This is a genomic window from Bacillus sp. EB600, assembly GCF_024494385.1.
In the GTDB taxonomy this organism is placed as follows: Bacteria; Bacillota; Bacilli; order Bacillales; family Cytobacillaceae; genus JAEVLT01.
The window spans coordinates 128,481-141,634 of record NZ_JAEVLT010000007.1 but is presented as its reverse complement, the minus strand read 5'-3'; the positions used below and the strand labels follow the sequence as shown (position 1 = coordinate 141,634).

At 38.9% G+C, this 13,154-nt stretch carries 10 protein-coding genes; 1 reads left to right on the top strand and 9 read right to left on the bottom strand.

Translation table 11 applies throughout. The features are described 5' to 3' along the window. Positions 1-159: 159 nt before the first annotated feature. The 4 genes from hydA to JN080_RS10170 all read right to left on the bottom strand — a co-directional run bounded on the left by hydA (position 160) and on the right by JN080_RS10170 (position 5,615). Positions 160-1,578: a dihydropyrimidinase gene (gene hydA / locus JN080_RS10185; protein WP_256235872.1), complete on the bottom strand. Its 1,419-nt coding sequence runs from the start codon at positions 1,576-1,578 to the stop codon at positions 160-162. A gap of 38 nt (positions 1,579-1,616) precedes the next feature. Continuing rightward, positions 1,617-2,903, bottom strand: a complete 1,287-nt coding sequence (gene preA, locus JN080_RS10180) for an NAD-dependent dihydropyrimidine dehydrogenase subunit PreA (protein WP_256235871.1) — start codon at positions 2,901-2,903, stop codon at positions 1,617-1,619. A 45-nt stretch (positions 2,904-2,948) separates the two neighbouring features. Beyond that, positions 2,949-4,322, bottom strand: coding sequence for an NAD(P)-dependent oxidoreductase (locus JN080_RS10175; protein WP_256235870.1), 1,374 nt, complete (start codon positions 4,320-4,322; stop codon positions 2,949-2,951). A gap of 69 nt (positions 4,323-4,391) precedes the next feature. Continuing rightward, positions 4,392-5,615, bottom strand: coding sequence for a Zn-dependent hydrolase (locus JN080_RS10170; protein WP_256235869.1), 1,224 nt, complete (start codon positions 5,613-5,615; stop codon positions 4,392-4,394). Between the two features lie 370 nt (positions 5,616-5,985). Between JN080_RS10170 and JN080_RS10165 the strand changes: the two genes are divergently transcribed. Continuing rightward, positions 5,986-6,750 carry an SPFH domain-containing protein gene (locus tag JN080_RS10165; protein WP_256235868.1) on the top strand — a complete coding sequence of 255 codons (765 nt, stop codon included), beginning with the start codon at positions 5,986-5,988 and terminating at the stop codon, positions 6,748-6,750. A 376-nt stretch (positions 6,751-7,126) separates the two neighbouring features. Here the strand turns inward: JN080_RS10165 and JN080_RS10160 are convergent, their stop codons facing one another. The 5 genes from JN080_RS10160 to JN080_RS10140 all read right to left on the bottom strand — a co-directional run bounded on the left by JN080_RS10160 (position 7,127) and on the right by JN080_RS10140 (position 13,100). Further along, positions 7,127-7,276 (bottom strand): hypothetical protein, encoded by a 150-nt coding sequence (locus tag JN080_RS10160; protein ID WP_256235867.1) that lies wholly within the window; start codon positions 7,274-7,276, stop codon positions 7,127-7,129. Positions 7,277-7,461: 185 nt separating this feature from the next. Then, on the bottom strand, positions 7,462-8,328 hold the full coding sequence (locus JN080_RS10155) for a R2-like ligand-binding oxidase (protein WP_256235866.1): 867 nt from the start codon (positions 8,326-8,328) through the stop codon (positions 7,462-7,464). Positions 8,329-8,623: 295 nt separating this feature from the next. Continuing rightward, the gene (locus tag JN080_RS10150; RefSeq protein WP_256235865.1) at positions 8,624-9,487 is read right to left on the bottom strand and encodes a R2-like ligand-binding oxidase; all 864 of its coding nucleotides are present in this window, start codon (positions 9,485-9,487) and stop codon (positions 8,624-8,626) included. Positions 9,488-10,365: 878 nt separating this feature from the next. Beyond that, positions 10,366-11,559 (bottom strand): iron-containing alcohol dehydrogenase, encoded by a 1,194-nt coding sequence (locus JN080_RS10145; RefSeq protein WP_256235864.1) that lies wholly within the window; start codon positions 11,557-11,559, stop codon positions 10,366-10,368. Positions 11,560-11,594: 35 nt separating this feature from the next. Then, on the bottom strand, positions 11,595-13,100 hold the full coding sequence (locus JN080_RS10140) for an aldehyde dehydrogenase family protein (protein WP_256235863.1): 1,506 nt from the start codon (positions 13,098-13,100) through the stop codon (positions 11,595-11,597). Between the last annotated feature and the right edge of the window lie 54 nt (positions 13,101-13,154).

Here is a 13,154-nt window from a genome sequence, read left to right as displayed (position 1 = left end):
TTCTAGCTGTTTTTGTCCTTCATGGCTTTAATGAAGGACATTTTTTTCTCTTATAGCCAGCTTTTGTTCTTCATTTGGATTAAATTAACTTTTATGGAAAAAGTTACATACCAAATGGAGTACGGAATATCAAATAGCTATTTGTAGAACGCTAACCACTTACTTCGAAACAGTCTCTATTCCTACACTTTGTTGGTTTTCTCCATACTTAGCACGTTTTAAATAGTGTCCAGCACCTAATTTGCCTACAAACTTTTTATCGCGAATGACGTATTCCCCGCGGGATAATACGGAAACTGGCTCTCCTGTGACCTTCAACCCTTCAAACGCATTGTAATCTACTGCCATATGGTGAGTTTCCGCTGAAATCACTCGTTCCACTGCAGGATCAAAAATCACAAGATCGGCATCTACACCAACGGCAATGGTTCCTTTCTTTGGATAGAGCCCAAACAATTTAGCTGCTCTTGTTGATGTAAGGTCAACAAACTGATTGAGTGTGATTCTACCCTTCTTTACCCCTTCCGAGAACAGGATACTAACTCGATCCTCTATGATCGGACCACCGTTCGGAATTTTTGAAAAATCACCTTTACCTAGTTCTTTTTGACCAATAAAATCAAACGAGCATTGGTCTGAGCCTAATGTTTGCAGCTGGCTGGTTTTTAGTGCATTCCAAAGTACATCCTGATTCCATTTCTCACGCAATGGTGGTGACCATACATATTTGGCTCCTTCAAAATTTGGTTTTTCTAAATAGGATTGATCTAGTACTAAATACTGCGGACATGTCTCTCCCCAAATATCAATGCCCTTATCCCGTGCTTCCGCAATTTTTCTAGCTGACTCTGCACAGGATACATGGACAACATAAAGCTGTGAATTTGCCAGCCCTGTTAGGGTAATCGCTCTTCCGGTCGCTTCTCCTTCTGCTTCAGGCGGCCGTGTTATAGCATGGTAGATCGGATCAGTCTTTCCTTCTTTTAATGCTCTTTTCACTAGATAATCAATGACATCGCCATTTTCCGCGTGAACCATAACGAGTGCTCCAAGCTCTTTAGCGGCAATAAGTGTCCGAAAAAGTGTTTCGTCATCGGCCTGGAACTGATTTTTATAGGCCATAAATACTTTAAAAGAAGTTATTCCCTCTTTCTCTATTACTTTTGGAAGTTCACTTAATACTTTTTCATTCATTTCCACAATCTGAAGGTGGAATCCGTAATCAATCACAGCTTTGTCCTTTGATTTCGCATGCCATGTATCGATTGCACTTTGCAATGATTTGCCTTTGTTTGTTAAACAAAAATCAATGATGGTCGTCGTGCCTCCAAAGGCTGCCGCAATGGTACCTGTTTCGTAATCATCCTTTGTTACGGTCCCGCCAAATGGCATATCCAAATGTGTGTGTGGATCAATCCCACCTGGAAACACATAACACCCATTCGCGTCGATCACTTCTGCATCCACTGCCGAAAGGCTTTGTCCAATTTGGCTGATAACCTCATTTTCAATTAACAAATCCGCTTTAAAAGTATCAGCTGCGGTCACAATCGTTCCATTTTTAATAATTTTTTTCATCTAGTTCCTCCTCCTGTTTTGGATATATAGTTAAATTTTTATTTATTCGACGTTTCAGCCGCACCAGCTAAGGCTTCAAGTGCTGCCTGGCGTTCATTCCATGTCATCGGCGGAAGTTCACTTGGTACTTCGACCATGTCAATCGCTCCGTCAACTGGGCAGACAATGGAGCATAAATTACAGCCAACACAATCCTCTTCTCTAACCTTGAGGATACTTTTTCCACTTTCATCTTTTAATCGGTCGATGCACTGATGTGCTGTGTCTTCACAAGCAATATGGCATTTGTTGCAATGAATACAAATATCATTGTTAATTCTCGCCACGATGTTGTAGTTTAGATCAAGATTGCCCCAATCGGAATACTTTGGAACAATCTTTCCAACTAGTTCCATTACTGAAGTTAGCCCTTTTTCATCTAAATAGTTCGTTATACCCTCGATCAAATCTTCGACAATTCTAAAACCATGGTGCATAACTGCTGTGCAGACCTGAACACCCGTTGCACCCATCAACAGGAACTCCACTGCATCTTGCCAGTATGAGATTCCGCCAATTCCTGAGATCGGGATCGTAATTTTAGGATTTCTCGCACACTCTCCCACCATATGTAAAGCAATTGGTTTTACAGCTGGACCACAGTAACCTCCGTGAGCACCTTTCCCTGCTACATGTGGAATCGTATTCCACGTATCAAGGTCTACCCCTGCTAGACTATTAATTGTATTAATCAAACTGATGGCATCAGCCCCGCCCTTTTCAGCTGCCTCTGCCGTAGAGGTAATATCTGTTATATTAGGAGTTAGCTTTACAATGACCGGTGTTTTCGCTACCTCCTTTACCCAATACGTTTGTTTTTCTACAAGTACTGGAACTTGACCTGAGGCAGATCCCATACCTCTTTCTGCCATTCCATGTGGACAGCCAAAGTTAAGTTCAAGGCCGTCTACACCTACGTCTTCTACCTTTTTGACAATCTCGTGCCATTTTGCCTGTTTTGGCTCAACCATCAATGAAGCAATGATCGCATGATGGGGGAACCGTTTTTTTGTTTCATAAATCTCCTTCAAATTCACATCCAGGGGACGATCCGTTATTAATTCGATATTGTTAAATCCCGCTACTCTTTGGCCGTTAAAGCTAACTGCTGCAAATCGGGATGAGGTATTTACGATTGGGTCACCTAACGTTTTCCAAACAGCTCCTCCCCACCCTGCTTCGAAAGCACGCTGGACTTGATACCCTGAATTTGTTGGAGGAGCAGAGGATAACCAAAAAGGGTTTGGTGATTGAATTCCTGCTAAATTAATCCGTAGATCTGCCATGGTCCTGCCTCCCTTTTTCCATTTCACTGATTCTTTCATTCCTGCCTATACCGACTCAACAACAGATGGAGACAATAGTCGGTGGATGGCGTATGCTGTCTCTTTCCCTTGCTGTACAGCGGATACAACCATTGCTTCTCCTTGCCCTTTTCCAAAAATGACATCTCCGCAGGCAAACACTTTTTTATTTGATGTTTGATACGTGTTTGGATCAATTTTTGCGGTCCCGCCATCGTGTTCTAGCTTAAATTGTTCGATGAGGTCGATGTATCTTGATTGGCCATTTGCTTTTATGACTGCATCCACTTCAAGTGTAAATTCGGACGCTTCCATTGGAACAGGACGGCGGCGGCCATCTTCTCCTGGGTCACCTAATTTCATTTTGGTGCATTCAAGTCCCTTTACACTGCCTTGTTCATCTCCGATGATCCGTATGGGACCTGTCAGAAATCTGAACTCCACCCCATCCTGCTTAGCGAATTCATATTCAAACTCGTAGGCTGTCATTTCTTCGATAGTTCGTCGGTAGAGAATTTTAACATTTTGGGCACCTAAGCGTACGGAACTTGTCGCCGCATCAATTGCTGTATTCCCTGCCCCGATAACGGCTACTGTTTTTCCAAGGAGATGATTCGATATCGGTTTTGTTTTCGTTTCCCGCACAAATTCAATCGCGTCGTATACTCCCTCTAAATTCTCCCCGTTTATCCCTAAATCGGTTACCTTCGACATACCGATAGCAAGAATAATAGAGTCATATTCCTTCAGCAATTCATCTACTGATTTATCCTTGCCCACTCTCGAATGGGTGCGAATTTCAACACCCAATTTTTCAATCTGCTTCACTTCCCAGTCTGAAATTTCTTGAGGAAGCCGGAATGGAACAATTCCAAATGTATTTAACCCTCCAGCCTTTTCCTCTGCTTCAAAAATGGTGGCACTATAGCCCAATCGCGCCAGTTCTCTAGCAGCAGACAACCCTGATGGGCCCCCGCCGACAATCGCAACAGCTTTCCCATTTTTCTTCCCAGGTTCGAATAAGCCCTGCTCATTCTTGATCGCCCAGTCGGTTGCATATCGCTGAAGATTTCCAATCATAATCGGCTTTGTCGAATGATTGAGCACACACGCTCCTTCACATAATTCCTCAGTCGGACAGACACGAGCACAGCTTGCTCCAATTGGATTAGCTGTCAAAATTGTTTTGGCAGATCCTTTTACATTACCTGAGGCGATTTTCTTAATAAAAGCAGGTATATCGATCCCCGTTGGACATGCTTTGATACAGGGCGCATCGTAACAATATAAACAACGATTGGCCTCCTCCAGTGCTTTTGCCTTTGTTAATCCTAGACTATTTTCCTGAAAATTCAGACTCAAATCCTCATATGAAATTCTTGACTGATTTGTAGGCTTCAACACGATACCCCCTTCCAGGAAGAGAAAAAAATTTTTTGGTTATTTTACGGTAATTCTATTGCAAATCGGTTACATGACTAAAACTGTTTCGAGTAGTACATTTACCCCCTTCTCACAATCTTCCCAGGTAGTAAGCTCCTCTTCACAATGGCTCTTTCCCTTTATACTAGGAACAAAAATCATTGCAGTGGGTACATAACTGGCTATGAATTGAGCGTCATGACCGGCCCCGCTGACCATTCTTTTATACGAATAGCCTAATGTTTTTGTAGAATTTTCTAGCAGGGTGCATATTTGTGGGTTAAACCAAACTGTGGAGCGATCCCATAACTTCGTTGTTTTAATTGTGCAGCCTTCATTTGACGGGATTACAGTAAGTCCTTGAATAATATCCTCCACTTGCCTAATGACAGCTGGGTCCTTATGCCTTGCTTCCAATGAAAAGACGACTTTATTTGGAATAACAGTGTGAACATTAGGCAGCACATTCATTCTTCCCATCGTGAAAACTAATTCCGAATCAAGAGCGCTTAGTTTTGTACGTGCTTCCGAGATGATGTTAGTTGCAGCAAAGAGAGCATCTTTTCTCATATCCATTGGAGTTGTTCCAGCATGGTCAGACTCTCCAATCACTTCAATCTCATAACAAACCATTCCAAGGACACATTCCACAACGCCGATGGATAAAGATTCTCGTTCAAGAATAGGTCCTTGTTCAATATGTAATTCTAAGAGGGCTGTAGCTTCTTTTAATCTTGACTCTTCTTTACCTGCATATCCAATCGAATGTAGCGCCTCCTCAAACGTGATTCCATTACCATCTGTCTTCTTAAGCATTGTCGCTTTACTGAACTTACCTGACAAAACTCCTGATGCCATCATGGAAGGTTCAAATCTAGCACCCTCTTCATTTGTAAAATTAACAATCATGAGCGGGATGCGTGGTTTTATGTTATTTTCTACTAAAGTACGCGCCACTTCTAACCCCGCTACGACTCCTAACACCCCATCAAACCGTCCGCCTTTTTTGACTGTATCCAAATGTGAACCAATGACAATGGGCTGCTTGGTTTCAAGGCCTTCCAAAGTAGCATAAATCGTTCCCATATCATCAATCTCTACAAACATCCCTAATTCTTCACAGCATGAACAAAAATAATCTCTGGCTAAACGATCCTCTTCCGATAACGACAAGCGAGTCACTCCATTGTTCTCGGTTCGTCCAAAATCAGCAAATTTTTCAAGCGTTTCCTTTAATCGATTACCATCAATTATCATTTTTTGCTGTTCCATTTAATGCGTCCTCCTTTTATATGATTGAATCCTTATTTTTATTCCAGCTTCCTAGTAGGAAACACTTTCCTCCTATTTGGTTGAAAATTCAGGACATATTTTGAATTGTATGCTGCACCTTCAGGCATGATTCCAATCCCGTTTTGAGATTCCCTCATTATAGGTTTAGAGTCTGTCAGTTGAACAAGTTCAAATGAAAATCGACTAAAGGACCACTCCTAGCCATTTCCAGATGCTACATTCTGCTGCTAAATGTTCTTCTTTTTTCGTGGTCGAATAACCTAAAGTTAACTTTTTATGCTTTAAATCTGCTAAACTAGAGACAGTAGCATATCAAGAAATCTTATATTTTCTAAGGAGATGGCTCTTTATGACAGTGCCTTCGTTTGTACCAATTATTATTTTAATCTTTTTATTACTTGTTATTTTTTTCAGCACGATTCGAATTGTTCAGCAGTATCAGCAGGCAGTTGTGCTTCGCTTAGGCCGTTATACTCGTTCGCTTGAACCTGGCATTCATTTTGTTATCCCAATTGTCGAAAGTGTCCAAAAAATTGATATGCGTGTTAGAGTAGAAAATGTTGAAAATCAAGATATTATTACAAAAGACAGTGTTCCTGTAACCTTAAATGCAGTCGTATATTATCAAGTCGTTAATGCCCAAAAAGCCCTTCTTGATGTTGAGAATTATCGTAAAGCCACTCAGACCTTAGCTCAAACCATCCTTCGTTCCAACTTGGGTGCTCACACCATGTCGGAAATGCTCACCGAGCAAAAAAAATTAGATGATTTGTTGCGCAAAGAGCTTGACCAAGCAACAGAACCATGGGGAATTAAAGTTACTGGGGTCGAAATTCGTTCAATGGACCTCCCCGAAGGTCTTCGCCGTGCAATGGCTAAAGAGGCTGAAGCTGAACGTGAAAGGGTTGCAAAGGTTATTGCCTCAAAAGGGGAATTTGAAGCTGCTGAAAAGCTAGCCGAAGCGGCCGAAGTGATTAGCAAACAGCCGGCGGCAATGCAATTACGCATGCTGCAAACAATGACAGAGATTGCTGCAGAAAAAAACAGTACGATTTTGTTTCCCTATGATGCCACCTCTGGACTAGCCAGTTTATTTGCAAAAGATAAAGGGTAATTGAAATTTAGAGTAAATAATAAGGAGAGATAAAGATGATCATGTTCATCCATATCTCTCCTTTTTTATAGCTCTTTAAGATCCATTCTTGCTACCCAATTGCTTAATCAGCCCTACCCGCCATAAGTAATAGGCTTTTTAATCAGGGCAGAAATCAATAACCAGGATTTATTTGTGTATTTCCCCTTACTTTTACACATATTATCGAGGAATGGTTTGAACCATATGGATTTGTTCAACAAGGTGATGCAGAATAGCTTCAAAATTCTTCGGAGGGAGATCGGATAGTTTTCGGAACGATTGAAAATTTAAAATAATAGATGGAAACCACCCCCATAGATATAGGAGAGAGTGGTGGAAATATAAATTGATTAATTTAAGCGTTAACCGTTAATCCAGAAACTTTATGGGCAACCTTTACTATTACTTCTGTTGGAATTTTATAACGAGCGGTTGGGTCATTATGAACTGCTTCAACAAAACCTTCTAAACTATCAATGTTGAAATCCGCAAATGTATTAGGCAATCCAAGTTCTACAAGGAATTACTGAGTGATAGCTGTAACTACACCAATCGGTTCTCTCCATACCTCGTTATGATTCGAACCAACTGTTGGAAGAAATTCTACATTATTGTTTATTAGGAAGGGGATGACTAATAGGTTATCTCAAAACTGGTATTAGAAACATCCCCTATGAAAAGCAAGTCTGTTTATTTTATAACAAATTGACCATTATCTGAATCTACTGCTCTCCTTAACATTTCAATTCTGACATCAAATTGTTTTCTCGCAAATTCGTAAACTTCACTTATTTTAATTCCAAATGCATCCTCTGCGGTACTATTCACGTTATTATTAAACATTAACTTCTCGGCAATTGGCCACCATTCATTCATTTTGTCTTCCACAAATTGGTATATTTCCGGTTCCTCACGAATTAATTTCTGCAGAAGATAAGTTCCGAAGGAAATATGTCTTGCTTCATCTCTCTTAAGATTCTCAATACCTTGCATTAAACCAGGCATCAACCCAAGACGATTTACGCCTTCGTACATTAAGAAGTAGGCAGTTTCGGCCTGGACGCCTTCTTGAAACATATTATAAAGTGCTGAAGCTTCGGCTATTTCTTTATTGGTTGGTTTGTCGTACAATTTATTCATAATATTTGGCAGCACATTTAACCACAAGTCTAAATGTTCTTCACTTGAATATGCGATATTCCCTTTCTCCCCAAGCTCTTTTAATACGATAGTAAAAAGTTCTACGTGTTTTGCTTCTTCCCATAAGAAAGAGGTCAAAAAGATTTCATCTTCTATCCAACCTTTTTTTCCGACGGCTACAATCATTGGAATAATTTCATGTGTTACCGATTCTTCACCAACAAGAAACTTTGAAAGTCGTATCCTTAAAGTTTCTTGCTGCTCAGGAGTAAGTTTTTTCCAATCTTCTTTATCCTGAGTAAAATCGATGTCGCTAGGATTCCAGATCCCAAATTTTTTGGCCTTTTGGAACAATTGATACGTAAAAGAATTTTCGTTAATTCCTCTTGTTAAAGTCACAATTTTTTCAGTATTCATAAGTTACATTCCTTCTTTCCCATTGTTTTTTTATATAGTAACGAATAAGAGAAAGAGCAATATCACATCTAAAATTATTTATTTGGAGGGTAATAATTTAACTATGTCCAAGCAATTTCTCTTTCGCTTCTAATAAGACAAATTGACAGAAAATTCTGAATTTCGTTAAAAAACTCCTCATTATTAACATAAATTTCTCTCAATTATTAATGTCAATAGTCGACTACTGGAGACTATATTAGAATATCAGTCTTTTCATAAGATTAAGTTCACTGTTCTAATTATTTGATGGAAATTACTTTGTCATATTTAAAAGTTCTGTTTCTGTCGCTTTTTTCAATATATTTAATCGGACATTCATTTGTTTTCTTGCATATTCCAAAATATCGGAGATTTTCATCCCGAAACCATCTGTAGCACTGCCATCGAGTGCATTCGAGCTCCATGCTCCTTCTGCATATGGCCACCATTCATTTCGAACTTTATTTTCAACAAATTCGAATAATGATGGATCCTCTTTAATCAGTCGTTGTAAAATATAGATCCCAAACGAGATGTGGCGCGATTCATCATGCTTTAAATGATCAATCCCTTCCATTAATCCAGGCATAATATTCATTTTCCTGGCACCCTCATACATCATATAATAGGAGGTTTCGGCTTGAACCCCTTCAAGGAAAAGATTATACATGGCTGCTGCCTCAGCAATATTTTGTGGTGATGGATCAACTAACAGACGGTTCATAGTACTTGGCAGAATGTTAAACCAAATATTCTTGTGATCCCCATTTGAAAACGAAAGATCACCAGTTTCACCAATTTCCTTTAAGAAAATATTAAAAAACTCAACATGCTTGGCTTCTTCAAAAATAAAGGAGGTTAAAAATAACTCTTCTTCCAGCCATCCTTTTTTAGCCACTGTCATAATCATTGGGAGGATATCCATTGTGACTGATTCTTCCCCGACAATAAATCTTGAAACGCGAAGCTTTATACTATGTTTTTGTTCAGGAGTGAGGTTTTTCCAATCTTCTCTATCCTTTGAAAAATCAATGTCACTTGGATTCCAAATTCCAAATTGCTTTGCTTTTTGGAATAATTGGTAAGGAAATGAATTTGTATCGATTCCCTTTGATAAAGACATAATTTCTGATCTCAATTTACTTACTCCCTTTCGTTCTAAATTATTTTTTCATTTTAATCTTGGAAAACACAAAATGCCGATTGTAGACTATTTATATCAGCTACTGCTGGTACAAAAATGATTCTTCATTATTCCCCCTAGATATTTCCTTTCTGATAAAACTCCCCTCCCAATTTCACTAATTAGTAGCTAGTAGATCAATTGCTAAAACTGAATGTACTATGCACAAAACATTGTGAAAATGACTACGTCAGCACGCTATAAATTAATTATTAACAACTTCATCTGTAATCCTTTTAAACTCTTCAAAAACTTTTGTAACTTCTTCTTTGTCAACACCTTTTTTCGCCTGCTAACTGGATTGTGGTAGGGTCATCAGATGATTTGGCGCTACCAGTAGAGCTTTCTTTACTACTGATGTTGTATCTTGATTACCACATGCAGCAATAAATGATCCTAATACCAAAATGAACAGTATAACTTCTTAGCCATTAATTCCCCCCTTTTTTCAACACTAAAAATCTATTTTTGTATATAGCATGCTGACTTTAAAAAGCCTTTTTATTCTCCTCCTCTCTTATTGACATTTTGTAAAATGATTAATTTTTTAAACGCCTTCAAAATTATTTTTTTGAAAGCGTATTTAACACTGAGAAAAAATAATAATAGTCACATATTGCCATGCTCTTGAAGGGGCCTAAATTGTTTGAGAAAATAATATAGTCCTAAAATTAATAATATTCATATTTATCTCCCGATCTTTTATAGAAATTATTTGTTCTCTATTGTGCATTACTACTGGAAAGCAAAAATTAAATATTTGAATATTCAGAATAACTTAAAGAAAGTTCCACTCTCATCATTAATCAAAGAGTGGAATAAATAGAAATTTATTAAGCGTTAACAGTTAATCCAGAGACTTTATGAGAAACCTTTAATACAACTTCTGCTGGAATTTTATAACGAGCAGTAGGGTCACTATGAACTGCTTCTACAAAACCATCTAAACGATCAATGTTGAAGTCTGCAAATGTATTAGGCAATTCAATTTCCACAAGGAATTGACGAATAAAATCTACAACCGCTGCTAAACATTGTTGATCATTTTCAGATGGATTCTCTATACCTATTACTCTAGCAAAGTTGTGAATCCTTGGCAGATATAAATTCGGTAGAGATTCGATTACCTCCGGTAAAAGTACTGCATTGGCTAAGCCATGAGGCACGCCAAATTTAGCACCAAATACATGGGCCATATTATGCACAGGAATACCACTCGAAGTCTGAGTAAAAGCCAAGATAGCCATTGAACTCGCTAACAGCATATTGGCACGAGCCTGAACATTTCTTCCATCTTTAACAGCTATCGGTAAATTTTCTAAGATTAATTTCATGGCTTGCAAGGCATAAGCATCTGTCAGTGGGTTCGCTCTTGATGAAAAATATCCTTCAACTGCATGGGTTAGGGCATCCATACCTGTAAACGCCGTAATTCTAGGTGGTAAACCCGTTGATAGCTCAGGGTCAAGAAGAGCGATATCCGGTGATAGATATGGATTAGACAAAGTCGCTTTTATCTTCAGTTTTTCATTATAAATAACAGCTGAGATAGAAACCTCCGATCCTGTTCCGGCAGTAGTCGGTATAGCGATAAATGGAATGTTAATCGGCTTCGCTTCAGGCCACTGTTCTCTGACCATGACGTTTAGCCCCTCATGAATATCAGAATATCCTTTGTGAAGAGCCCATCTCACACTTTTTACGGTATCAAGGACACTCCCACCACCAAGTGCAATCAATGTATCTCCATTTCGTTCTCTTACAAATTGAATAGCAGCATTAATGTTTCGAGCTCTTGCATCTTGTTCAATGTCATCAAATGTACCTACAAGCTGGATTTGACCTGACAGACCAAGAAATACCTCAGTGATTTGACTAGTAACTCCTGCTTGATTCAGACCCTTATCGGTAAATAGAATAATTCTTTTACCTCTAAGTCCATGAACAAGACTAGGTAAAGTTGTTCGCACTCCAGCACCACTATGAATAGCCGTCCTTACAGAATATTGAAAGTTTGATAGTAGCATAAGGTCACCTTCCTTTATTTTTAGATAAAATTCTATTAAAAAATGATATAGGCTGGTCTTTGGTCTAGTTCACGTGCAAGAGACGTATGAACATGTTTTGTTTGAGTATATTCGTATAAAACGTCCTCTCCAAGTTCACGACCTATTCCGCTTTGCTTATAACCACCAAACGGGGCATCAAATCTCATGGCATGCCAATCGTTAATCCAAACAGTTCCTGCCCTTAATTCTTTAACGATTTGTTTGGCCTTAATGACATCTTTTGTCCAAACACCAGCAGCTAAACCATAAATCGAATCATTAGCAATCTCAATCGCTTCTTCAAGTGTTGAGTACCGGATTACTGCAAGTACGGGTCCAAAAATTTCTTCTTGGGCAATACGCATATCATTTTGAACATCAGCAAAAATGGTCGGCTGAACGTAATATCCCTCTTTTAATCCTTCCACAATGACACGCTGTCCGCCGTATACTAATCTAGCACCCTCTTGAATGCCAATCTCTATATAAGATAAAATGGATTCAAGCTGGCCTTTTGAAATAACAGGTCCCATTCCGGTGTCAGGACTTTGAGGGTCCCCGACTTTAATTGTTTCTGCACATTTTGCTAAACGCTCTAGTACTTCCTCGTAAATGGAATCATGAACTAATAACCGAGTACCTGACATACATATTTGTCCGGAATGGAAACAAAAACCATTCATAATTCCTGGTATCGCGATGTCTAAATCAGCATCTGGAAGAACAATTCCAGGTGATTTTCCACCCAATTCAAGTGTCACTTTTTTTATCGTATCAGAAGCTTGTTGCATAATGTTTTTTCCAATTTCTGTTGATCCAGTAAAAGCGACCTTATTAACGCTGGGATGCGTTGAGAGAACATCGCCCACCTCTGAGCCTGGACCTGGAACAACATTTAATACACCATCCGGAACACCAGCTTGTGAGGCTAATTCAGCTATTTTTAATGTAGAAAGAGGTGTATTGGAAGCTGGCTTCACCACAATTGAATTTCCCATTGCCAGTGCTGGAACAATCTTCAACATCGCTAACATTAAAGGTACATTCCATGGTGTAATAGCTGAAACTACACCAATCGGTTCTCTCCATACCTCATTATGATTGGACCCAGCCGCTGGAAGGAACTCCACATGAGAAAATTCGTGTAGTTTTTTCACGGTTTGATCGATTAGATCGGCTGCTCTCGCTGGGTCTGAATATGCTTTTCGTCTTGTGGCACCTGAACTAATAATATCTAATTGGGCAATCTCATTAATATTTTTTCTGATAATATTGGCAAATTTAGAGAGAATATCTGCTCTTTCTTGATAGGATTTTCTAGACCAAATACCAGAATCAAATGTTTTTCGGGCTGATTCAATAGCCTGTTCCGTATCACGTTTACTTGCTTTTGCCACCCTGGCAATAATTTTTCCATCAGCTGGATTATAAACATGAAATGTTTTATTATTTTCAGCAGGCTGCCATTTTCCATTGATAAAAAGTGAAAAGTCTAGTAACTGCTTTGTTTCATTTGGCATGAACATTCCTCTTTTCTTGAATTTATTTATTTATCGAACAATACCTAGGAAGAA

Bases quoted from the DNA above. Each gene is read 5' to 3' on its own strand.
- JN080_RS10145 (WP_256235864.1), bottom strand. From the start codon at position 11,559: ATGCTACTATCAAACTTTCAATATTCTGTAAGGACGGCTATTCATAGT.
- JN080_RS10165 (WP_256235868.1), top strand. From the start codon at position 5,986: ATGACAGTGCCTTCGTTTGTACCAATTATTATTTTAATCTTTTTATTA.
- JN080_RS10155 (WP_256235866.1), bottom strand. From the start codon at position 8,328: ATGAATACTGAAAAAATTGTGACTTTAACAAGAGGAATTAACGAAAAT.
- JN080_RS10140 (WP_256235863.1), bottom strand. From the start codon at position 13,100: ATGCCAAATGAAACAAAGCAGTTACTAGACTTTTCACTTTTTATCAAT.
- hydA (WP_256235872.1), bottom strand. From the start codon at position 1,578: ATGAAAAAAATTATTAAAAATGGAACGATTGTGACCGCAGCTGATACT.
- preA (WP_256235871.1), bottom strand. From the start codon at position 2,903: ATGGCAGATCTACGGATTAATTTAGCAGGAATTCAATCACCAAACCCT.
- JN080_RS10170 (WP_256235869.1), bottom strand. From the start codon at position 5,615: ATGGAACAGCAAAAAATGATAATTGATGGTAATCGATTAAAGGAAACG.